Origin of the sequence: Thermococcus sp., assembly GCF_015523185.1 — an archaeon.
In the GTDB taxonomy this organism is placed as follows: Archaea; Methanobacteriota_B; Thermococci; order Thermococcales; family Thermococcaceae; genus Thermococcus.
In genome coordinates, this window is record NZ_WAKV01000083.1 from 1 (window position 1) to 21,392 (window position 21,392).

Sequence of the window (21,392 nt, forward strand, 5' to 3'; positions counted from 1 at the left end):
AGGCCCATACCGTTCGGCTCGAGGAGCTTTATGCCGTTGTACTCGGGCGGGTTGTGGCTGGCAGTGATAACGGCCCCGCCATCGGCATTAAAGTAGTTCGTCGCCCACTGTATAGCGGGGGTTGGCGCTATGCCAACGTCTATAACGTCACAGCCCACACTAAGCAAACCGCTGATTAGAGCGCCTTTAAGCATTTCACCACTAACGCGGGTGTCCCTGCCAACAACGACGAGGGGCTTTTCCCTTCCTTCTCTTTTGAGCATCGTTCCGAAGGCCATTCCCATTTTCAGGGCGAACTCGGGGGTTATCTTCTCGTTCGCTATACCGCGGACTCCAAAGGTGCCGAAAAGCCTCCCCATGTCAGACCCTCCCGAACTCGTCGTCGAACCTTACGATGTCGTCCTCACCGAGGTACTCACCAATCTGGGTCTCTATGACTTCCAGCACAACTTTCCCAGGGTTTTCGAGGCGGTGCTTAACTCCCGCCGGAATGAAAGTGCTCTCACCGGGCCTGAGGAGTATCTCCTTGTCCCCAACGATTACCTTCGCCGTTCCCCTAACAACGACCCAGTGCTCCGAGCGGTGATAGTGCATCTGGAGCGACAGTTTCTTGCCCGGAAGAACGGTGAGGCGCTTTATCTTGTAACGGTCACCCTCTTCAAGGACGGTATAGCTACCCCAGGGCCTGTAGGCCGTTCTATGAACAACGACGCGCTCGTCACCGAGTTCTTTGAGTGCCTTGTAAACTTCCTTGACCCTCTGGCTCTCTCCCTTTTTGGCAACCAGGAGAGCATCACCGGTGTCTATGATTATCAGGTCCTCGACGCCAACCGTCGCGGTAAGTCTCTCCGTCATTATGAGGTTGTTCCTTGAGTTCACACCGACGTGGTAGCCGTTCTTTCCGCGAATCCTGATTGCATTTCCTTCGGCGTCCTTTCCAAGAACTTCGTAGATGGCATCGAAGCTCCCAAGGTCGCTCCACCTCGTGTTGAGGGGAACCACGGCCGCTTTATCTGTCTTCTCCATGACACCGTAGTCTATGCTTATCTCGGGAACGCGGTTGTAAACCTCTTCAACGTCACCGCTTTCCTCGAAGGCCTCCCATACTTGAGGCGTGTGCTTCCGAACTTCCTCGATGAAGAGAGAACTCGAAAACGCGAACATCCCGCTGTTCCAGTAGTAACCGCTTTCAACGTACCTCTTTGCCGTTTCAAAGTCCGGCTTTTCCTTGAACTCGGCAACGGTGTAACCGATAACTGTTCCGTCCTCAGATATTTTCTCCCCGGGTTTTATGTAGCCGTAGCCCGTGTGAGGCTTAGTAGGCTTTATTCCAAAGGTTACTAGATAGTTCCTAGCCAGCTTTTCGGCGTTCTCGAAGGCCCTCTCGTAGTTCTCGTTGACCTCAATTAAGTGGTCACTGGGTAGAACGGTAACGACGGAATCTCCGAACTCCTCCTCTATTCTAAGTGTCGCCCAGAGGATTGCGGGTAAAGTGTTCCTTCCAGCGGGTTCGAGGAGTATGTTTTCCTCGGGTATTTCAACCCCCAGCTCCCTCAAATCGTCGAGAACCCGGAACCGGTAATCCCTGTTGGTCACGATGAATATCTCACCGGGCTTTGAGAACATCAGAGCCCTCTCAACGGTCTTCTGGAACAGGCTTTTATCGTCGAGGAACCGGACGAACTGCTTGGGCATAAGTTCCCTGCTCAAGGGCCAGAGCCTCGTCCCCTTTCCGCCGGCAAGGATAATCGTCTTCACGGTATCACCTCCAGCAATTCCTCAATCGAGCTTATATTAGTAGCCTTGGGATGAGAGAGGTCTCCAACGATAAAGGCTTTATCCACGACATCGAACAATGGAAAGTCGTTTTCACCGTCCCCCACAGCGTAACTCTCAACCTTTCCAAGGCTGGAATAGAGGGAGAGGAGGACTTTTGCACCCCTTCCCTTGTCGGTGTTTCCGGTTACCCCCATGAACCTGGTCCCCCTAGTTGTTTTAAGACCTATTTTTAGCAGTTCCCCCTCGAACCCGGGTTTTTTCCAGCGGAATATTGTCTCGCTGTACTCTCTCATCATCGCGAGCCTCGCTAGCCCCTCTGGAAGGCCGGTAAAGGCCATAACTTCCTCAAGCGTCGAGTTACCGTAGTATTTCAGGCCATATTCTCCAGCCATTTCGTCGAGGGCGGTTTTTATCTCTGGATAAGGTCTTCCAAGCTCCATCACCCAGTGGTTCCCCCTGCAAAGATTTGCCACGTCCCCGACAACATCTTCCAAGAAGTGGTCTTCTGGAACGTAAACCGCGCTCCCGTTCTCAGTAATAAAGGGCTTCTCAAGGCCCCAAGCGTTGAGGTAGTACTCAACCTCAAATCGAGTTTTAGAGGTGTTAATAACGATTTCATAGCCCCGCCTAGTTAGCTCGCTTATCACCGGCCCGGCCTTCTCTGGGGAATAATCCTCCCCAAGGAGTGTTCCGTCGAGGTCGAGGAAGATAACCCTCATGCTCACACCTCGAACTTGAGCAGGGTTTCGGCCTCATCATCGAGCGTTTTCATCCACTCCCCAACGTCTATGCCCTCAACGGGGGGCATCACCTTCGGCCTCGGTGGTTCCTCGTTTTCTTTGAGAAGCCCATGGATGCGCAGTTCGTTAAGGATTCTCTCCTTCAACCCCTCGGTTGCCAGCTCGGAGTGGTATATCGTCCCGAGGGAGCTTAGAATCATTTCCCTGACGTGTTCCTTTCCCTTGTCCTCGTGGAGGTGCGGGTTGAGCGTCTCAATCTGAAAGACCTCAACGCCCTGGTCGTAGATATCCTCCCTTCCAACGCCCCACCGGCCGAAGGTCTCGAAGAGGTAAACGAGCTCGTAGGGTTCTATAGCATAACCTGTGGCGAAGGGCATTACCTCGGCGAGCTTTATGCTCATCGCGTGCTCGCCGGAGTTTCCGGTCGCTATTATGTTGGTCTCGAAGTTAGTTGCAACTCCGAAGAGGGCGTTCATGTAGCGGTTGGTAATCTCGCTCACGCGACCCCACTTCTTGAAGTAGAGGCCTTTCGTTGTGACCTTCGGCTTGTGACGCCAGCTCAACCGAACCATCGAGTAGTCGCTCTCGCTCATGAGAAAACCTGCGGCGTAGTCCTTGACGTACTCGTTCACCGACCCGGGTATGTAGTTGTCGGCATCAACAAAACCAACGTACTTTGCCCCGATGGCCTTAGCAAGAAGCAGGCCTATCAGCATGCCTTCGCCCTTACCGCTCCGCACCGAGTCTCCCTCGAGTATGTGGGTGTATCCAACCTTTTTGAAGGCCTCTGCCAGGCCAGGGTCCTTCTGGTGGACCATGATTATTCTCGAGCGAGTTAGGTTGTAAAAGTGCTTGACGAGGTCAACCTCCTGCTTGAAGAGGTTCGGACCTTCTCTCTTGCTGTTCGAGACTATGATTATGGGGCACTGGTGGGGAATCGCCTTGAGGACGCCGTCAACCAGCTGAAGCTTCTCATCCTTCATCGGAACGACTATGGCTATGTCCTCAAGAATTCGATAGATGTCCTCACTCGGGACGTTCCTGACGGTGAACGTTCCCACATCTTTAGTCTCGCTATCGAGCTTGATGACCTTCTGGACCTCGTATATCTCCACCGCCCCAAAGAGCTCCTTATAAACCGGTGCCTCCAGTAGCAAGGCATCACCTCCAAAATCGAATTTTCAGGAACCAGATAAGGTGAAGAAAATTAAAAGGTTACCCATTCTTCAATGCAAACTCTCCAACGAAGGCAGAACTTGAAATAGTGTCCCCGATTCCGACGGTTGATTTGGGCTTCTCGACGATTTTAGTCGGAACGAAGGCCAGCTGGTAGCCATCCACCTCGGTTAGGCCTTTCTCCATCCCATACTCCCTGGCAAGGGCCTCTTCAACCGGTTTGGCCTTCTCGTTGACAGGAACATCCATTGCTTTGGCGATATCGTCTATCGAGCGGACATCACCGAGCTTCGCCTTTGCAGCAGCGGCTAAAGCCGCGAAGAGAAGTGCATCTCTAACGAACTCGCCTTTGTAGTCTGTCAGCGCGAGGTAGTAGCCGTAGGTGTGGAAGTGTATCCTCCTAACTCCTGTCTTCTCGGCGAGCTTGAGCATGGCCTCGGTGACGGCAACCGGGTCAACGGGGTCATTGGTGAGGAGCTTCTCGGCCAGACATTTCTCGCCAATAGCCTCCATAATCGAGGCCAGCTCGACCTCGTTTAAACCAACACTCCAAAAGTTGCCGAGAAGGTCAAGGATAGCTTTCCTGACAGTCTCATCGGGGGTGAAGGCGAACTCTAGATGGGCGGGAACGTTTCTATCGTTGAGAACTTCAAGGTGTCCCCTTATCGTCTCGAAGGGCTCGCGGTAGTTATCCTTCGTCAACGCCTGAAGGCCGCTCACTATGGCGAGGTTCACGCTTCTGGCTATCTCCTCAAAGCTTTTCCGGAACTCGTCGCGGATGAACAGGGTCGTGGTGTAGTCGTCTGCCGAGCCTATGAAGCGGTTTTCCCTTGGCGCTTTGAAGTCAAAAACCCTAAAGCCCCTCGAGAACTCGTAGATGAAGTGTATGCAACTCTCCTCGTCAGCGTTGAATTCCTTTGGATGAACAAGCCTGAGTTGACCGTTTTCAATCTTCGGAACGTATATCGACCCGTCCTTGAACAAACCGGCCTGGAGCCTCGAAATCTGGGGGACGTGAGCTATTACCGGAACGCCGTAAACACCGCCGAGGAGGTTAGCCATGATTCCTACCTGACCGCCCATCCTCAGCTCGTTCCAGCCCCAGCGCTTCATGTAGAACCTGACGGGACAGCTCTCGACGAAGAGCTCAGCCGCTTTTCCGCGCTTGACACTCCACAGGATTGAGCCAAGCAGTTGTTGAACGCTCCTTATCTTCTCCGGGAGCTCATTGGAGTAGCGGAGAACTTCTTCCTTTCCGGCTTTCTCAATCCTATCCTTAAGGTCCCCTGAGTTCAGGTACTTTATCGCGTCAATGTTGGTGTTGTAGGCCAGCAAAACCCTTCCGGTGTTTCCAATCCTTTCATTGATTTTCTCGAAGGCAGAAGCGTAAAGCCCGTCCCACATAATGTATCACCGAGAGTGAAAAATAAAGGGGACTAATAAGGGTTTCGCTCACTTCCAGCGCGGGTTGTCGACGAGCTTGACTTCCCCATCTTCCTCAACGACGAGCTTGGCGAAGCCCTTCTCCTTTATCGAGCCGTAGTCGTGGCCCGCATCCGCCGGATACACAGCGAGGAAGACGAAGGGCTCGTCGCCGGTGTTAACCGTCCTGTGGGCCCAGTAGGGAGGGACGTAAACAACCGTTCCCGGCTCCATAGGGACCCATTCCACCTCGCCTTCCGGCGTCTGGAGGAGCATTCCGCCCCTGCCCTTCAAAGCATAGTAAATTTCCGCCCTGTCTGGCTTGGCATGATAGTGACCCTTCGTGAAGAAGAACTCCTTTCCGACCTTGCCCGGGTAGAGAACCGTCGTGGCGAAGTTGAGGTCACCCCCCTTTTCCTCCTGCTCTATGGCATAGACCTCGTAAACTATCGGGTCCTCCTTGAGGAGCTCCTCGTAGGCCTTCTCATCGTAGAAATAGCCCCTCATATCGCTGAGCCTTCTAACGAGCTTTTTTGCTCCCGGAATGACACCATTCTCCTCTATTCTAACACCAAAAGGTTTCTTGTACTCCATGACAACCACCAAAGAAAATCCACCTTAGATTATTTAACCTTTCCCCGGGTTATCACCGGGAGTGACGTCACTCCTTTGGACGAACCTCAATCTTCTTTCCTATCACGAGCTCGGCTGCTTTAACCGCGGAACCACCGCTTCCCACGGCAATCCTGACCTTGTCGGCCGGAACGTAAACGATAATCTTGTCGTCGGTTTCCTCGATGTCGAGTATTTCCACGTTCAGCATCTTCTCAAGCCTGTCCCTCATAGCCAATCCCCACGGACTTTTCGCACTTTTACATATAAAAGTAACGTCCGTTGAGGAGTCTCTCTATTCCAGGCTTGTGGCCAAGGCCCACAACGGCAACAACCTTCGGCTTCTTGACCCCCGCCGAAAGAAGGGAATCAACTATCGCCATCAGGTTCCTCGCCATTATCTCGTTTCTTTCCTCAACCAGGACGCGGTAGAGGTATGGATACCTGTGCTTGAATTCAACCATCATGGCCCTGTACTCCTCAAGAGGGTCGCCCAGCTCTGTCCTTCCCAGAGGAAGGAAAACGCTCAGCCCTTCGAGGGTCATGAGAAGCTTCTCCCTCAGCGGGGCCGAGGCTATTTTGGCCAGGATTAGGTTAATGTCCTCGTCAATGAGGTAAAGCGGAATCCCCAGAGAGCGGGAAACCTCTATAGCAGTTCTCATTTCCTCTCCGGGTGACATTCCAAAGGTTTCCCCCAGTTTCTCCTCGACCTTCGCAAGGGCGTAGTTTATAATTCCCCTCCTCCCAAGCCTGAGGGAATCCTGGAGCGTCAGCTCGACGTTTGTTTCCATCGCCAGAAACCTAGCTCGGTCAAGTTCAACGGCAACGGCGTGAGGCCTTTCGTTGATTATAATCCTTGCAACCTCATCCCTGCTTTTTGGGGAGACGTGCATCGTGCCCACGATTTTGACGTAGCGGAGGTAGTTCATGGCCCATCACCCAGAGCGTTCCCAAGTTGCCATTTTCCCGATTTGTAGGTTAGGACATCAAAGTCCCTTGGGACAATAAAGTTCACGCCGAGTTTTTTGCATATCTCCGCCGATGTCCTGAGGTATTCCTCATAGGTGTAGCGGAATGCCCTGTGGAAGAGCACGAGGAGCTTCACCCTGGCTTTTCTCGCTATCTCACAGGCCTCTTCCACCGTTGAATGGTAGCTCTCGCCCCTGTCCTCGGGGGAAAGGTAAGTGGCGTCGTGGATCAGCAAATCTGCCCTCTCGGAGAAGAGTTTTACCCTATCGGACGGCTCTGTGTCACCGGTGTAGACCACCTTGAGTCCCTTCCTCCTCGGTCCCGTAACGTCCTCAAGGTGGACAACCCTTCCATTAACCTCTACCCTTCCTTCCCTCTCAAGTATTCCAAGTATTGGCCCGGGTTTGAGTCCAACCTCGGCCAGCTTCTCCGGTAGAAACTTCCCGCGTCTGTCCTTCTCCTTAAAGACGTAGCCGAGGGCCGGAATCCCGTGCTCTACCTTAAAGCTCCAGATTTCGTAGTCCCCAAACCTTAGCCTCGTCTCTCCGAGCTCATGGACGTGTATATCAAAGCCCGGCCTAAAGAACCCGCTGTTTAGGAAATTCTGGAGGAACTCAAAGGTGTACTTAGGCCCGTAGATGTGGAGGGGCCTTTCCCTGTTCCAGAGGTTCATCGTCTGAATCAGACCGCCGAGGCCGAGGTAGTGGTCGCCGTGGAAGTGTGTTATGAATATCTTGTCAACCCTCATCGGACTGAGCTTCGCGGTGTTCATCTGCCGTATTGTACCTTCTCCAGCGTCGAAGAGGATTATCTCGCCTTTATAGCGGAGCGCTACCGCTGGTACGTTCCGTTCACGGGTTGGCATTATACCACCGGTTCCGAGGAAAAAGACTTCAAGCATGTTTTAGGACTCTCATTTGAGGTTAAAAATGTAGCCAAACGGTTAAATACTTCGGCGCGTTAGAGACGGAGGGGTGAAAACATGGAGGAGATTTTAAAGGCCATCGAGGAGAAGAACTGCGAAAAGCTCAGGAGGCTCCTCTACTACAGGGTTGACGACCTCAGCGATGAAGAGTTGAAAGAAATCCTTGGGAAGGCTGAAAAGCTGGCAAAGGATTGCAAAGACTGGGAACTTTACAAGCTCGTGCTATACTACTACCACGAGATACTCAACGAGGATAGGATTTCAGAGTTTGAGAAGCTCGCAAAGGAGAGTGATGACTTCGAGCTCAAGTTCCACCTGGCTGACCTTTATTACCTCATCGGCGAACTCGAAAAGAGCCTTGAACTGTTCAGGACACTCCTGGAGGAAGAAGTAGCGAAAGGCAACGTCGAACACGCCGCGCGGATATACTACAGCATGGCGATGATTCACGAGGAACTTCAGGAGTACGAGAAGGCCCTTGAGCTAATCGAGAAGGCCAAAGAACTCTACGAAGAGCTTGGAGACGAGAGAAAAATCCTGAGGATTGAGATTTACAGGGGCTACGTAACCTTTGAGGCAGGAGACACATACAAGGGCAAGGCAATAATAGCAGGAGTACTGCCAAAGGCCCTCAACGACAACGAGCTTCTGGTTGAGGCACACCTAAGCTTTGAGGAAATCTTCGAGGAGGAAGAGAACTACGATGCCGCCCTGCAGGAGTGCCTTTACGCCCTCATAAGGGCAAAGGGGACCGACTACGAGGACATAGCCTTCGGCTCCCTGATGGACGTCCTGTGGCAACTCTTCCTGGATGATGACTTCGAGACGGTTTACCTGAACATTGATATGTTCATCAATGCATTCCCGGACATGAAGGAATTCTTTGAGGCGGTCAAGGCATTGGCACTCTTCAAGGACGGCAAGATTGAGGAAGAAGAAGCCAAGAAGGCCGTTGAGAAGGTCAAGGACCCAAGACTTCTAGAGATGCTCGAACTACTTGGTGAGGCCGAGCTCTAAAGGGGAACTATAACCGGTACTCCCCTTATTTCTCCCATCTCAACCTTAACTCCATAAACTTCCTCGAATAGCTCATCACTCAGAACTTCGAGACCACCGTCGGCAACAATCCTCCCGTTTCTCATGAATACGAACCTTTTAGCGAAGCGCAGGGCAAGGTTAACGTCGTGCATGACCATTACCACAGTCTTCCCTTCCCTTGAGAGCTCCCTCACGAGTCTCATAACTTCGAGCTGACTCCTTAAGTCGAGATTGTTGGTGGGCTCGTCCATAAGTAGAACTTCAGGCTCTTGGGCGAGCGCCCTCGCTATGCTAACCTTCTGCAGTTCACCACCACTGATTTCGTTCGTCCTTTTGAGGGCCAGCTCCTCGATACCAAGCCTTTTCAGAGCTTCTTTCACAATCCTCAAGTCGTTCTCGGATGGCGTCAGCCCCATGTAAGGCCTTCTGCCGAGAAGAACCGTGTCAAAGACCGTCAGAAAACCCGGCTCCGTTCGCTGGGGAACGTACGCGAGAATTCTGGAAAGTTCGCGCTGTGAGTAATCGTGGAGAGGCCTGCCCTTGATAAAGACTCCCCCGCATCTCAGAATTCCGGCCAGACAGCGTAAAAGGGTGCTCTTTCCAGCACCGTTTGGGCCGAGGATTGCAACAAACTCACTTTTTCCAATCTCAAGGCCTATTCCCTTTAGAACTTCCCGCCCGCCGTAAGAGAAGCGAAGGTTCTCCCCCTTAATCATCTCCTTCCCTCCATCTTCACGAGAAGGTATATAAACGTCGGTGCACCGAGGAAGGACGTTATAACCCCCACCGGAAGGTTCATCGGTGAAACTATGAGTCTCGCAACGGTATCTGCTGAAACCAAAAGCAGAGCTCCAGCTAAAGCGGAGAGCGGAATCAGCGAGCGATAGTCACCCCCTGCTATTAGCCTCATTGAATGGGGTGCTATGAGCCCAATAAAGCCGATAACTCCTACAAATGCAACGGTAACCGATGTTACAAAGGCCGCTAGGAGCGTTCCAATCAACCGCTCCCTCTCAATGTTTACCCCGATGCTCTTCGCAACCTCATCGCCGAGGGTTGACGCGTTTAAATCCCATCTCCTGAGCAAGAAGTAAACGAAAACGAAGGCGAATGCAACGGCCATTATGAGGTTCTCTCCCCACGTGGCCCTCGCGAGGTTTCCAAAGCTCCAGTAGACCATTGCCGAGAGTTGAAGCTCGTTGGCAAAGTACTGGACAAGGGTCGTCAGGGCCACGAACAGGGAACTCATTGCAACGCCGGCCAGGACTATCGCCTCGGGGGAGAGCCCCTTAAGCCTTGCCAGGGCGAGAATCACAAGGGTTGCACTTATGGCACCGAGAAAAGCGAAGAGGACAACAACGTAGGGGTTGTTGAGAAAGACCTGACCAGAGTTGAGAGAATAACCCGCACCAAGGAGTATTGCCAGAGATGCCCCGAACATGGCACCGTTTGAAACCCCCATAGTGAAGGGCGTGGCCAGCGGGTTTCTGAGATAGCCCTGAAGAACTGCCCCGGCAACGCCCATTGAAGCCCCCACAAGGATTCCAGCTACAATTCGGGGGAGTCTTATATCCAGAACAACGAGCCTATCATCCTTAGTTCCACCGCCGAAGAAAACTGCGAAGACTTCTTTAACCGGAACGTGGTAGGGCCCGCTTGAGAGTGAGAAAAGAGAGACCCCTAACAGGAAAAGGAAAAGGGCGAGACCTATGAGGACCTTTCTCCTGAGGTAGGCGTTGTAATCCATTCTCATCACGGGTTCGTCGGTAGTCCGTAGGTAACGTTTCCACTGGCAAGGTTTATCTTACCGAACCCCCCGAACTCCTTGGCGAGCTCGTTGTAGACCGGCTTTCCGACGAGGAAGGTGAATATCTCGTTGGCCTTCTCAACGGGGTCTATGTTCTTGAAACGCTCTGGGTAGATAACCTTTCCAATGTAATAGGCGTCGGCCATCGCTATCCCAATGTTGGTGTTGTAGAAGTTATAGGGTAAAACCCCGTAAACGTGACCCTCTTTAACGGCCTTCAGTGAGTTGTAGAAATCCGGATTGCTCTTGTAGTCATCGAGGATTATCTTGAGGCCACCCTCATCTATGAAGATGTAGTCAGGGTTCACCTTAAGGAGCCACTCCTTATCAACCTGCACCCAACCATAATTGGTGCTCGTGAGGTTTGAAGCGACGTTGTCAAGATTCAGAACCGTGAAGGGAGCGTAGTCGGTGAAGGTGCTCGTTATCCCGTGGGCACCCTTGAAACCTATTCCTCCAACGTAAACGCTTGGGCTCTTCAAACCCTTCGTGAGGTTCTCAAGGTAGCTCTGCTGTTCTTCTATAAACTTAATAACATCCTCAGCGCGCTTTTCCTTCCCAAGGATTTTTCCGGCTAGAAGGAGGGACTTGAAGAAAACGGGATCGGTGAAGTTCTTCAACGTCCCGTAGCTGAGAACAACGACCGGAATTCCCGTCTTTTTCTGGACTTCATCGGCCTCGCTTTTGCTCACGAATGACATGAATATAACCTGCGGGTGAACCTTGACAATGGCCTCCATGTCGGGGAGCTTTCCTGGACCACCAGGCCCAATAACGGGCAGTTTGAGAAGCTCGGGATGGGCAAGAATGTAGGGTCTGCCGAAGGGATACTTCTTTTCAAACTCCTCAATTCCGACGACATCACTGGTCGCGTTGAGGTAAACGATAATCCTTAGCGCCCCGGGGCCGACCGCAACGACACGGGTAACGTTTCTTGGAACATTTACAGTTCTTCCGAGGGCATCTGTGACCGTGGTATATCCTGAGCTTGCACTTGAACTCGTCATGGTCGTAGATGAACTGGATGCACTCGTTGAGCCCTGAGTTGATGTCCCTATACAACCCGCAACCGAAACCACGAGGAGAATCACAAGGAGTGCAAGGCCCTTCTTCATTCGTATCACCAGAAGCAAGAGAGGTAACACGCTTTTAATGGTTTTGGTTCATTGATGTTATCAATCATCCGTTGAACACCTCAAAGAACTTATAATCAAGTTATTAACCCTACCAACGGGTTCAGAGCACCCGTAACTACTCACATATCACGTTCTTGCTGGCGCACCTGTTCACTTCAAGCTGAACCGTTACGTGGGTTATCCCAAACTTTTTGAGTCTTTTTTCAACCTCATCTATTACTTCCTGTGCCTCGCTTATAGGCATGTCGTCAACTTCCACATGGCACTCGAAGTGGATTTCATCCTCCCCTATGCGCCACGCATGAAAGTGGTGGGCGTTCTTAACGCCAGGGATGGACTCTATCTCCTCCTTTATCGCCTCGAGGTCAAGCTCTGGAGAAGCTTCCATGAGGACCTCAACGCTCTCCTTCAGTATCTCGTAGCCCTCCCTGAGGATGTAGAGAGAAATCAGAACCGTCACGAGTGGGTCAACCCAGGTGACGTCCCACCTGATTATCAGGATTCCACCAATAACTACAGCTACCGAGGAGAGGGTGTCGCTCATGAGGTGCAGATAAGCGGAGCGGACGTTCATACTCTCGTGTGCATGGCTGTGGAGGAGGAGAACGGAAACGAGGTTGGCGGCGAGGCCTATCAACGCGACCCCGAGCATCAGCGGGCCGTCTATGGGTTCAGGGTTTTTGAAGCGCCTGTATGCCTCGACCAAGAGGAAGAGAGAAACTCCAACTAGAACCGCGGAGTTTATGAAAGCCACGAGAATTTCAGCCCTTTTGTAGCCAAAGGTGTACTTCTCGTTGGCCTTCCGCTCACCGATTTTTATCGCGAAGTAGCTCGCGAGTAAGCTCATGCTATCGCTGAAGTTGTGGAGGGAGTCGCTTAGCAAAGCTAAACTCCCAGAGAGGATTCCACCGATTACCTCGGCGATCGTGATGACCAGGTTGAGAACTATCGAGAAGGCCATCCTCCCCTTAAGCCCGCCGTGGTGATGGTTATAATGTCCCATTCTTCACCCACCGATTCCAGTAAATTAAGAGGCTTAAAAAGATTTTGAACGTTAAGACTGATATCTCAACGGAGTCCCCTCAATGCATCCTCAACCTTAATGGCATCATCAACGATGACCATCTTAACTCCAGCAGAATCTAAAATCATCTTGCCCTTGGGGCAGTCAGTCCTTGAGATTATGGCGTTAACGCCGAGGTTGACCAGGAAGAGGGCAACTTTCGAACCCGCGCCGTAAGGCTCCCGTTTGTAAGGGTTCTCGATAACTTTAACCCCTTTAACCTCTCCCTCCTCAAACTCGACCAGCGTAAATGTCTCAGCCCTCACCAAGCTCTCGTGAACCTCGTCATCGAGACCGCCCTTTGAAGTAGGAATCGCGACCAGCGTTTTCACCACCGGGCAAAAATGGGTGAAAGGATTTTTAAGCGTAGTGCCAACCCCCACTGGTGGTTCAATGGAGAGGCTTGAGTACAAAGCGGAACTCGAGTGGGACGGCAACGTCGGGAGCCTCGCGAGGGTCAGAGAGTTTCGTCTGAGGACCGATACCAACACCGACGGAGGCAACGAGGGGCCTCTACCTGCAGAATACCTGCTAACAGCAATAGGCGGCTGCCTGACGATAAACTGGGGAAGGCTCATAAAGAAGATGCACCTCAACGTCGAGGAGATGAGTATAACAGTTAAAGGCTGGAGAAACCTTAAGGAACCGCAGCTCCAGGAGATAACCTACCGCGTTAGGATTGTGACGGATGCACCGGAGAAGAAGATACTCCGCATCAAAGAGCTGGCCGAGAAGTACGGAACCGTTTTCAACACCGTTGGAAAAGAGAAAATAAAAGGCAAGGTAGAGATAGTCAGGCCTAAGTGAACCTCTTTTCCAGCACTCTTTTGTGGACGGTCACACCGGCAAAGAAGAAAGCCATCCCAAAGAGAACCAGCATCCCGAGGTCAATCCACAGTGGAAGGTAGCCCTTTCCGAGCGAGTGCCGTAAGGCATCGACGTAATATGTTAAAGGCGAGACGTAGGAGACGAGCCTCCCATAGGACGGCAGTTTTTCAAGGGGCACGAAGATTCCGCTTATGAAGAGGAGCGAGAACTTGACAAGTGATGTAAGCATCATCACATCCGCCGGAACGTCGGTTGGCGGATATGATGAGAAAAGCACCGTCATAGTTGAGAAGGTTCCGACCGCGAGGAGCGTTGCCGTAATGAAGATTGCCCACTCCAAGCCGAGCGAGAGGTAAAAGATTGTGGGAATCGCTATCGCGAAGGTTATCGTCAGTCCAAAGTAGAGCGATGCCTGGAAGTCCCCAAGGAGGACAGTGGTAAGCGACACTGGAGCGGTTATGAGCCTCTCAAAGGTTCTTCCGCGGCACTCCCAGGGGATTATCGTCGGGCCGACGGCCGTTGCCGTGAAGAAAGCGGTCATGGCAGTTAAGCCAACGAAGAGCTGTTCCCCGGTAAGGTTCCTGCCAATTAGGAAAGCTAAGAAAAGGAAGAAGGGGAATATGAGACCCATTATAACGACAGGCCCCTTGAGGTAGAAGATGAGCATGTCTTTCTTTGCTACTGCGAAGGAGCGCTTTATCTGATCAATCATTTCTACCACCCACCAGCTCCATGAAAACGTCCTCTAAGGAGGGCGAGAGCGTCCTTAAGCTGACTATTCTCAGATTCTCCCGCTCGGCGTAGCGAACGAGTTCCTTAACGGTCCTATCAGGGTCTGTAGTGTAGATTTTCACCTTATCCCCCATGGTCTCAACCTTTAAAGCGGAGGAGAGAACCGACGGGTCAAACTTCATAGGCTCAAAGCTCACCTCGACTGAGACACGTCCCTTAACGAGCCCCTTGAGCTTCTCGGGCGTGTCTATCGCTATCAGTTTACCCTTCCTGATTATTCCAATCCTCTCGCAAAGCTCGTTCGCGTCGTCCATGTTGTGTGTTGTGAGGAATATCGTCTTTCCGGCCTTCTTCTCCTCCCAGATTACCTCCTTTATGAGACGCGCGCTTATCACATCTAAACCGCTCGTCGGCTCGTCGAGAAAGTAGAGCTCTGGATCCGCTATCATCGCCATCGCGATTATCAAGCGTTGCCTCATACCCTTCGAGAAGCCCCTAACTTTAACGTTCCTCTTTTCGTAGAGGTCAAACTCCCTGAGGAGTTCAAGCGAGCGCTTTTCTATCTCGGCCTTCGACATCCCGTAAAGCTCGCCCATAAGCCTGAGGTTCTGCATGGCCGTTAAGTCAACATAGGGGTTGGCCATCTCGGGGACTATGCCGGTTCTCTCCCTCGCCTTTATCTTCTCGCGCTCGTTGAGCATGTCGTAGCCGAGAACCATTACCTCGCCGGAATCGGGCTTTAGAACGCCGGTGAGCATCCGTATTGTGGTTGTTTTTCCTGCTCCGTTCGGTCCGAGGAAACCGAAGACCTCACCGGACTTGACTGAAAAACTCACGCCTCTAACGGCCTCGAACGAGCCATAGTGCTTCACAAGGTTAACCGCTTCAATCGCGTTCATCCCTTACACCGAAGATGAAAATATTTTCAGTAGTTAAAAAAGGTTTGGGACAACAGCCAGCCAAAAGGTTCATTCCATAAGGTTAATTAAAAGATTAACTAATTTTCATTCAGGGAGGGCTATGAAAAAACTCTGGTGCTGTGGAAGTGAAATCGGCGTAACCGGGGCAGAAGCTCTGAACGAGAAGGTCAGGAAACTGCTTTCAAAGGCAGAACTTGTCCGGAAGGGCGGGAAAATACTCATCCTCGTGGATGGCGAGAAGGTCGGAAAGCTGAGGTTCGAGGCACCATTGGAGGAGCTTGAGGTCGAGAGCGCATGGAAGAGTCCCTTCGGGATAAAGGTCGAGCTGAGCTGGCGGGGAAAGTTCGCCGGGATGCTCCTCCTGAGGGAGTGACATGAAGGATAAGGAACTTTTGAAGTTCGAGTTCCTGAGCCAGGGTAGCATAGGGGCAGCCGAGGGACTTGCCGAGGCCTTCTTTGGGGTAATCCTGACGAGGATGGGAGCTTCACCCTTCATGCTGGGCCTCCTTGATAGTTCAGCCTACGTCTCGAACCTCTTCTCTCCCCTCTGGGCGAAAGGCTCACGAAAGGTTGGGGCAAAGAGGCTCGTAATCCTCTCATTAAGCCTCGCCTCGCTCTTTCTTCTCGTGAGCGCCTTCACCGAAAGCGCGGTTCCCTTCCTTATCTCCGTCTTTCTCTACTACATCGCCTACGGCGTAAAGGAGGTGCTCTACCCTTTGATAGTCGAGAGAGTCTACACGGATATCAGAATGCTCGGACATGCAGAGGTGGCCTACACGATAGCCTACACCGTTGCAGCCGGAATAGCAGGCTATGTAATGGATTCCTGGAGCTACAGAATAGCTTTCTTCGCCGCTTCACTCCTTCTCCTCCTCGCGGCGCTCTTTCGGCTTCCCTTCCCGGACGTTAAAGGTGACGCCAAGGAAAAGGTCGAGCCGCCTTACAAGGACAAGCTAATCCTCAGGATGGTCGCGATGTTCATGATAGCCGGAACCGGCATGCTGATGATGCTCCCAGCAATTCCAATCCTTGAAGTTAGGGCCTTGGGCCTGTCCAACGGGGTCATAGGCATCGCGATAGCCCTCAACAGCATCTCCTACGTGCTCTTCTCCGAGCTGTGGAGCGGGCTTATAAAGAAACCATCGCACGTGGTCAGGGTCTTTCAGGCGGGCTTTACGGCGCTCTTCCTCATGGCACTCACCTACTATCTCAGCAGTTCAGCGCTCTATATCTACCTCGCAGGGGTTCTCTGCGGTCTCGGAGGCTCTGCCGTTTCAATAGGCTGGCAGGCCTTCTCGATGGGCGTTCCTGATTACAGGACTGAGGACTTATCGGCCCTCCACCTGACGACCTGTGGGATAAGGGGCCTCTACGCGCCCATCTTAGGTGCGGTCGTTATAAGGTGGCTCGGCCTGAGGGAGACCTTTCTTTTTGCAGGTTTGCTTCTAATTGGGGGCATACTCTTAGCGGAGAGCGTCATTCGACCCCTCATGGAGAAGTTTGAGCTTTAATGAGTTCCCATTTCTGTCCACAACCTTTGGTTTGTGAAAACCTTTTATATTGAAAAATTTTCATATGAAATTAGGTGAGTCGAAATGCCCTACCTAATAGTCCACGAGGAGGGGTGTATAGGCTGTCACACCTGCGAAATAGTCTGCTCCCTGAGCCATGAGGGGGTAATAAACCCAGACCTCTCAAGAATCCACGTTTTGGGCTACAAAGGCGAGAAGTTCCCTGTGATGTGCCTCCAGTGTGAGGATGCTCCCTGTGAACTCGTCTGTCCAATGGGTGCGATTCATCTGCAGAACGGCGTAAGGACGGTAGACGACGAGAAGTGCATAAGGTGCAAGATGTGCACGCTCGTCTGCCCAGTTGGAGGCGTTCTCTACGACTATATTAACAACAAGATGATAAGGTGCGACCTCTGCGGTGGCGACCCACAGTGCGCTAAGTACTGTCCGATGAACGTTATAGAGGTAGTACCGGACGATGCCATTCCTGAGGTTAGGAAGAAGGGAGTTAGGGTTCTCTACGGGGAGGCGGACTGAAATGTTTGGCTATACCGGAAAAATACTCTTCGTTAACTTGAGTTTGAGTAAAGTAAGAACTGAACCTACTGAGAAATACGCAGGAAAGTTCCTTGGGGGAAGGGGAATAGCGACGAGAATACTCCATGACAACCCCGATGCACTAATTTTCATGACTGGCCCGCTGACCTCCTTCGTGCCCTCAGGCTCAAGAATGGATGTGGTTGCAGTATCCCCGGTTACGGGACTAATCGGCGGAAGCAGCACCGGCGGAGATTTTCCCTCCGCGCTGAAGTTTTCAGGCTACGACGGAGTTGTGGTGACAGGAAAGGCAGAAAAGCCTGTTTACCTGAGAATCGAGAACGAAGAGGTCTCGATAGAGAGCGCCGAGGGAATATGGGGTCTCAACGTCTTCGAAACGATAGATGCCCTTACCCGGGGACACCCAGACCTTAAGGTGGCCTGCATAGGCAGGGGCGGAGAAAACGGCGTGAAGTTCGCGGGAATTTCTTTCTCCCACAGGAACCTTGCCTCCCGCGGCGGCCTCGGGGCCGTGATGGGAAGCAAGAACCTCAAGGCCATCCTCGTCCACGGGACGAGGGGATTAAACCCTTACAATCCACTGGAGCTGATGTCTGCCTTCGAGGAGATACAGGAGAACATAACCAACAGCGGAGAGTTCCTCCGTTTCAAGGACTGGCACGTGAACTTCGTCCCGACGATACTCAGACTGAGGATGCCCTACTTTGGGGACTACGAGAGGGAGTGGGAGAAGGCGGAAGAAGCCGCTATGAATGCCAGAAAGTTCTTTGAGGAGCATACCATTGGGAGAGCGAGCTGCTTCTCCTGCCCGCTGAGGTGCTGGGGAATCGTCAGCTACAAGGAGGAGACGCTCCCAATAAACCTCTGTCAGGGGACTTTTCCAGCGGTGACTTTCACGCTGAAGGTGAAGGATCCAGAACTGGCTTGGAGAATATACCGGAAGTGCCAGAGCGAAGGGCTTGATATAATGAGTACGGTAGCTGTTGTTGCGTATGCCTCCCGCCTCGGGAAGGTAAAGCTCGGGAGCGAAGAAATCCTCAACTTCATAGAGAAGATTGTGGAGAGAGAAGGCGAAGGCGACATTTTTGCAGAGGGAATCAAAAGAGCAAGCGAGCACTTTGGAGTACCAGCGGTTTACGTCAAGGGAGGAATGGAGTCGTGGAGCAGCGATGTAAGGCCGTTCGTTGGTTCTGCCCTCATCTCTGCCGTTGCCGACTCCGGTGGAGTTAATAGGGCTCTTTACGGATTCCCCGAGTTCTACTATTACATCAAAAAAGAGCAGGCCGAGAGGATGGCAGAGATGTTCGTTGGAGATGTTGAAGCGGCCTATCCCTGGAGCTACTCTGAAAGCAAGGTCCGCTTCGCTGTTCTCTGGGAGAACCTGCACATAATAGCTGACTCGCTCGGTGTCTGCGTCATAGCGCTTTTGACGACCCCACTTAAGCTCTGGGCCAAAGCCTTCAAGGCAGTAACTGGAGAAAGCATAACCGAGGACGAGCTTATGAGGACCGCCGAGAGGATAAGAACCCTTGAGAGGCTCTTCAACCTTAAACACGGAAACGGGAAGGACGAGCTGTCGCCGAGGCTCTTCAAAGGCGATGTGAAGCTCGACAGAGAGAAGCTTGAGAGGATGAAGAAGGTTTATTATTCACTTAGGGGATGGGACGAGAACGGCGTCCCGACCCGAGAGACCCTTAAAAAGCTCGGACTGGGTGATTTAGCATGAGACACGTTATTATAGGCGCTGGCGGGGCCGGAACCGCCGCCGCTGAGACGATAATGGCCAACTCCGAGGACGAAGTTCTGGTCATAAACAGGGAGAAGACCCTTCCCTACTCGCCGGCGGCCCTGCCGTACTACATAGAGGGAACCGTGAGGAGGGATGGGCTGTTCGTCTGGAACTGGCACTTCGTCCGCTCAAGTGGAATAGACTACCTCATGGGCAGGGAGATTATTAAGGTCGACACGGAGGCCAAGAAGGTGCTCCTCGACAACGGGGAAGAGATAGACTACGACAGACTACTCATCTCGAGCGGTGCAACGCCCAGCATAATTCCGCAGTTCAGGAGGGAGAACGTCATAGGTGTTAGAACCCTGGAAGACGCCAAGAGGCTCAGGACGGTGCGTGGGAGGGCCATAATAATTGGTGCCGGGCCGGTGGCGGTTGAGACTGCGATAGCCCTGAAAAGGCTCGGGGCAGACCCGGTAATAATCTGCCGTTCGAGGATCCTCAGAAGGCTCTTCGACGAGGACATCTCGGACATCATAAGGGACGTGATGATACTGAACGGCGTCAAGGTTCTCTTCGAGAAGAGCATAGACTTAGTTGGCGACCCGGTTAAGGGGGTCAAAGCGCCCTGCGGTGTCATCCACGGCGACATCGTGGTCGCGGCAATCGGGGTAAGACCCAACCTGAGCTTCCTCGACGGAAGAATAGCCCTTGGAGAGAGGGGTGGCATACTCACTGACGAGAGAATGAGGACGAACGTGGAAGATGTTTACGCGGCAGGAGACTGCGCCGAGACGCGCGACTTGGTAACCGGGCGCTACGGCATCTTCGCCATCTGGCCACTCGCGAGGGAGCAGGGAAGAGTGGCAGGCTACAACATGCTCGGCGTTGAGAAGCGCTACCGCGGCTCGATAAACATGAACATCATAACCATATTCGACAGGGTCTTCGCCTCCATAGGGACTTTCATCGGGGCGAGGAAAGAAGCCTGGCACGGTTCGCACATAGCAAAGCTCTTCATCGAGAACAGCAGGCTGAACGGGGCACAGCTCATCGGTGAATACGCCCTCCAGTACGCCGGAGCCGTTGAGTACCTCATCAGGACGAGGAGGGAGGTTAAGATAGACTCGATGAGCGACACGAAGTCGTTCGTTAAGGGGGTGTGGGAGAAGATGGAAATCAATCAAAGGACATTGTCTTGAGGGGAATCTTACTTGCTTCTCTGCTTCTTTTCGTGCTGTGGTAAAGGTTCAAAACGCCGCAAATTGCCCTCTTGAGAATGAAGCCGTGCCTCTCTAGAAGGTCTTTCAGGAGAACCTTCGACCTCAGGTAGAAGGATATGTAAGCCTTTCTCAGCATCTTTGCTATGCCCTCAGAGGCGAAGTACTTCAGCTTTATAACCGGGTCGATGGTTGTGTACTTTCTCCAGTTTCTCTTTAGGAGTAGGTTGTTCTGAATCGCATAGGTCCAGAGGCTTGTTCCTGGGTAAGGGATGGCTATAGTGAACTGGGCGAAGTCAACGCCAACTTTTTTGGCGAACTTTATTGTCGTCTCAACTCCCCTCTAGTCTCCTCTGGAAAGCCTATTATGAAAGAGCCAAGCGCCTGGAGTCCTGCCGTTTTGGCCGTTTTAATAGCATCAAACGACTGCTCTGGGGGTTATGCCCTTTCCTATGAAGTCCAGCGTTTTCTGAGAGCCGGACTCTATGCAGAAGTAGACAGTGTGACAACGTCAAAATCCTCGGCTATGCCGTCGATTATCTTGACATCATGTTCCTCCCTGACCATTGAGGCGGGGTAAGCCAACCTAATGGGGGGCCTGCGGTGCCGACAACTCGCTTTATTGCACTGTCCGTTAGGGGAAGGATCAAGAGCACCCCCATTTTCGTCACCTTCTGGGTATCTCATCATTGACCTGGGAAGTAGCAAGAATAGTAGAGGGTAAAAATGGCAAAAATCAGGCCGCTCCAGGAACGGCCTCCTCATCCCTTACTTTACACTTCCATAGCCCGGCTATGGCCTTCCAGGCCTTGACGTAGCCGACCAGGAAGGGTATCTGAACGATTGGAGTAACGGCTGGAGCGATTGCCATCAGGCCGGTTCCCGCCGCTAAAGCTATCGCCATAGCCGTTCCCTCGTTCTTTCCAACGGAGGTGAAGGTTATCGCCATGTGATCTTTATAAGGAATCCCTGCGGCCCTGTCAACGAGGGTCATGAAGAGCAGTGCCGTGAGATAGTAGATGACCAGCGGAATTAGGGCCAGTCCAACGATGCTCGGCTTGCTGGCTATGAGCTTCGCCTTCTCCATGAAGATGAGGAAGACGATGGTGTACATGCCGAGGAGCGATACCGCCGGAAAGGCCGGCTTTATCCGCAGGAAGCCCTCCGGGCCGAGCTTGCCCATGAGGTAAGCCCTCGTGAGGACGCCGAGTATCATGGGTGTTATGA

The 21,392-nt window shown here is 52.4% G+C and carries 23 protein-coding genes and 2 pseudogenes; 7 read left to right on the forward strand and 18 right to left on the reverse strand.

The window, feature by feature from the left end:
* From F7B33_RS09790 to F7B33_RS09830, 9 genes and pseudogenes are all read right to left on the reverse strand, one after another.
* Positions 1 to 359, reverse strand: a pseudogene (locus tag F7B33_RS09790) (phosphoglucosamine mutase); the annotation flags it as partial.
* A 1-nt stretch (position 360) separates the two neighbouring features.
* Positions 361 to 1,758 carry a mannose-1-phosphate guanylyltransferase/mannose-6-phosphate isomerase gene (locus tag F7B33_RS09795; protein ID WP_297074313.1) on the reverse strand — a complete coding sequence of 466 codons (1,398 nt, stop codon included), beginning with the start codon at positions 1,756 to 1,758 and terminating at the stop codon, positions 361 to 363.
* Positions 1,755 to 2,498, reverse strand: a complete 744-nt coding sequence (gene mpgP / locus F7B33_RS09800; protein WP_297074315.1) for a mannosyl-3-phosphoglycerate phosphatase — start codon at positions 2,496 to 2,498, stop codon at positions 1,755 to 1,757. The genes F7B33_RS09795 and mpgP overlap by 4 nt, the downstream gene beginning before the upstream one ends.
* Before the next feature lie 2 nt (positions 2,499 to 2,500).
* On the reverse strand, positions 2,501 to 3,676 hold the full coding sequence (gene mpgS, locus F7B33_RS09805; RefSeq protein ID WP_297062511.1) for a mannosyl-3-phosphoglycerate synthase: 1,176 nt from the start codon (positions 3,674 to 3,676) through the stop codon (positions 2,501 to 2,503).
* Positions 3,677 to 3,734: 58 nt separating this feature from the next.
* Entirely contained in the window at positions 3,735 to 5,102 is a 1,368-nt protein-coding gene (locus F7B33_RS09810) for an ADP-specific glucokinase (protein WP_297074336.1), read from the reverse strand.
* A 45-nt stretch (positions 5,103 to 5,147) separates the two neighbouring features.
* Positions 5,148 to 5,711 (reverse strand): glucose-6-phosphate isomerase, encoded by a 564-nt coding sequence (locus F7B33_RS09815; protein ID WP_297062515.1) that lies wholly within the window; start codon positions 5,709 to 5,711, stop codon positions 5,148 to 5,150.
* A 67-nt stretch (positions 5,712 to 5,778) separates the two neighbouring features.
* A complete protein-coding gene (locus F7B33_RS09820) occupies positions 5,779 to 5,961 on the reverse strand; it encodes a KH domain-containing protein (RefSeq protein WP_297062510.1) in 183 nt (60 codons plus the stop codon).
* A gap of 28 nt (positions 5,962 to 5,989) precedes the next feature.
* Positions 5,990 to 6,658 (reverse strand): TraB/GumN family protein, encoded by a 669-nt coding sequence (locus tag F7B33_RS09825; protein ID WP_297074316.1) that lies wholly within the window; start codon positions 6,656 to 6,658, stop codon positions 5,990 to 5,992.
* On the reverse strand, positions 6,655 to 7,599 hold the full coding sequence (locus tag F7B33_RS09830; RefSeq protein WP_297074317.1) for a ribonuclease Z: 945 nt from the start codon (positions 7,597 to 7,599) through the stop codon (positions 6,655 to 6,657). Before F7B33_RS09830 ends, F7B33_RS09825 begins: the two co-directional genes overlap by 4 nt.
* An 81-nt stretch (positions 7,600 to 7,680) precedes the next feature.
* Here F7B33_RS09830 and F7B33_RS09835 point away from each other — a divergent pair, with 81 nt between their 5' ends.
* Entirely contained in the window at positions 7,681 to 8,640 is a 960-nt protein-coding gene (locus F7B33_RS09835) for a tetratricopeptide repeat protein (protein ID WP_297074318.1), read from the forward strand.
* Here F7B33_RS09835 and F7B33_RS09840 read toward each other — a convergent pair.
* The 5 genes from F7B33_RS09840 to F7B33_RS09860 all read right to left on the reverse strand — a co-directional run bounded on the left by F7B33_RS09840 (position 8,637) and on the right by F7B33_RS09860 (position 13,002).
* A complete protein-coding gene (locus tag F7B33_RS09840; RefSeq protein ID WP_297074320.1) occupies positions 8,637 to 9,377 on the reverse strand; it encodes an ABC transporter ATP-binding protein in 741 nt (246 codons plus the stop codon). The genes F7B33_RS09835 and F7B33_RS09840 overlap by 4 nt on opposite strands.
* Positions 9,374 to 10,408 (reverse strand): iron ABC transporter permease, encoded by a 1,035-nt coding sequence (locus tag F7B33_RS09845; protein ID WP_297074338.1) that lies wholly within the window; start codon positions 10,406 to 10,408, stop codon positions 9,374 to 9,376. The genes F7B33_RS09840 and F7B33_RS09845 overlap by 4 nt, the downstream gene beginning before the upstream one ends.
* A gap of 5 nt (positions 10,409 to 10,413) precedes the next feature.
* Positions 10,414 to 11,583, reverse strand: coding sequence for an iron ABC transporter substrate-binding protein (locus F7B33_RS09850; protein WP_297062513.1), 1,170 nt, complete (start codon positions 11,581 to 11,583; stop codon positions 10,414 to 10,416).
* A 136-nt stretch (positions 11,584 to 11,719) separates the two neighbouring features.
* Positions 11,720 to 12,607, reverse strand: a complete 888-nt coding sequence (locus F7B33_RS09855) for a cation diffusion facilitator family transporter (protein ID WP_297074321.1) — start codon at positions 12,605 to 12,607, stop codon at positions 11,720 to 11,722.
* A 65-nt stretch (positions 12,608 to 12,672) separates the two neighbouring features.
* On the reverse strand, positions 12,673 to 13,002 hold the full coding sequence (locus F7B33_RS09860) for a NifB/NifX family molybdenum-iron cluster-binding protein (protein ID WP_297074322.1): 330 nt from the start codon (positions 13,000 to 13,002) through the stop codon (positions 12,673 to 12,675).
* A gap of 58 nt (positions 13,003 to 13,060) precedes the next feature.
* On the opposite strand from F7B33_RS09860, the gene F7B33_RS09865 reads away from it, so the two are divergent.
* Entirely contained in the window at positions 13,061 to 13,474 is a 414-nt protein-coding gene (locus F7B33_RS09865; protein WP_297074324.1) for an OsmC family protein, read from the forward strand.
* Here the strand turns inward: F7B33_RS09865 and F7B33_RS09870 are convergent.
* Entirely contained in the window at positions 13,467 to 14,207 is a 741-nt protein-coding gene (locus F7B33_RS09870; RefSeq protein WP_297074326.1) for an ABC transporter permease, read from the reverse strand. The genes F7B33_RS09865 and F7B33_RS09870 overlap by 8 nt on opposite strands.
* Positions 14,200 to 15,126: an ATP-binding cassette domain-containing protein gene (locus F7B33_RS09875; protein WP_297074328.1), complete on the reverse strand. Its 927-nt coding sequence runs from the start codon at positions 15,124 to 15,126 to the stop codon at positions 14,200 to 14,202. The genes F7B33_RS09870 and F7B33_RS09875 overlap by 8 nt, the downstream gene beginning before the upstream one ends.
* 121 nt (positions 15,127 to 15,247) lie before the next feature.
* On the opposite strand from F7B33_RS09875, the gene F7B33_RS09880 reads away from it, so the two are divergent.
* From F7B33_RS09880 to F7B33_RS09900, 5 genes are all read left to right on the forward strand, one after another.
* Entirely contained in the window at positions 15,248 to 15,520 is a 273-nt protein-coding gene (locus F7B33_RS09880; protein WP_297065036.1) for a hypothetical protein, read from the forward strand.
* A gap of 1 nt (position 15,521) precedes the next feature.
* Positions 15,522 to 16,658 carry an MFS transporter gene (locus F7B33_RS09885; protein ID WP_297074330.1) on the forward strand — a complete coding sequence of 379 codons (1,137 nt, stop codon included), beginning with the start codon at positions 15,522 to 15,524 and terminating at the stop codon, positions 16,656 to 16,658.
* Positions 16,659 to 16,742: 84 nt separating this feature from the next.
* A complete protein-coding gene (locus F7B33_RS09890; RefSeq protein WP_297065032.1) occupies positions 16,743 to 17,195 on the forward strand; it encodes a 4Fe-4S dicluster domain-containing protein in 453 nt (150 codons plus the stop codon).
* Between the two features lies 1 nt (position 17,196).
* Positions 17,197 to 18,942: an aldehyde ferredoxin oxidoreductase family protein gene (locus tag F7B33_RS09895; protein WP_297074331.1), complete on the forward strand. Its 1,746-nt coding sequence runs from the start codon at positions 17,197 to 17,199 to the stop codon at positions 18,940 to 18,942.
* Positions 18,939 to 20,147 carry an NAD(P)/FAD-dependent oxidoreductase gene (locus F7B33_RS09900; protein WP_297074333.1) on the forward strand — a complete coding sequence of 403 codons (1,209 nt, stop codon included), beginning with the start codon at positions 18,939 to 18,941 and terminating at the stop codon, positions 20,145 to 20,147. The genes F7B33_RS09895 and F7B33_RS09900 overlap by 4 nt, the downstream gene beginning before the upstream one ends.
* Here the strand turns inward: F7B33_RS09900 and F7B33_RS09905 are convergent.
* Both F7B33_RS09905 and F7B33_RS09910 read right to left on the reverse strand, forming a co-directional pair.
* Positions 20,125 to 20,304 (reverse strand): hypothetical protein, encoded by a 180-nt coding sequence (locus F7B33_RS09905; protein ID WP_297074335.1) that lies wholly within the window; start codon positions 20,302 to 20,304, stop codon positions 20,125 to 20,127. The genes F7B33_RS09900 and F7B33_RS09905 overlap by 23 nt on opposite strands.
* Before the next feature lie 597 nt (positions 20,305 to 20,901).
* Positions 20,902 to 21,392: pseudogene (locus F7B33_RS09910) on the reverse strand (arsenic resistance protein); the annotation flags it as partial.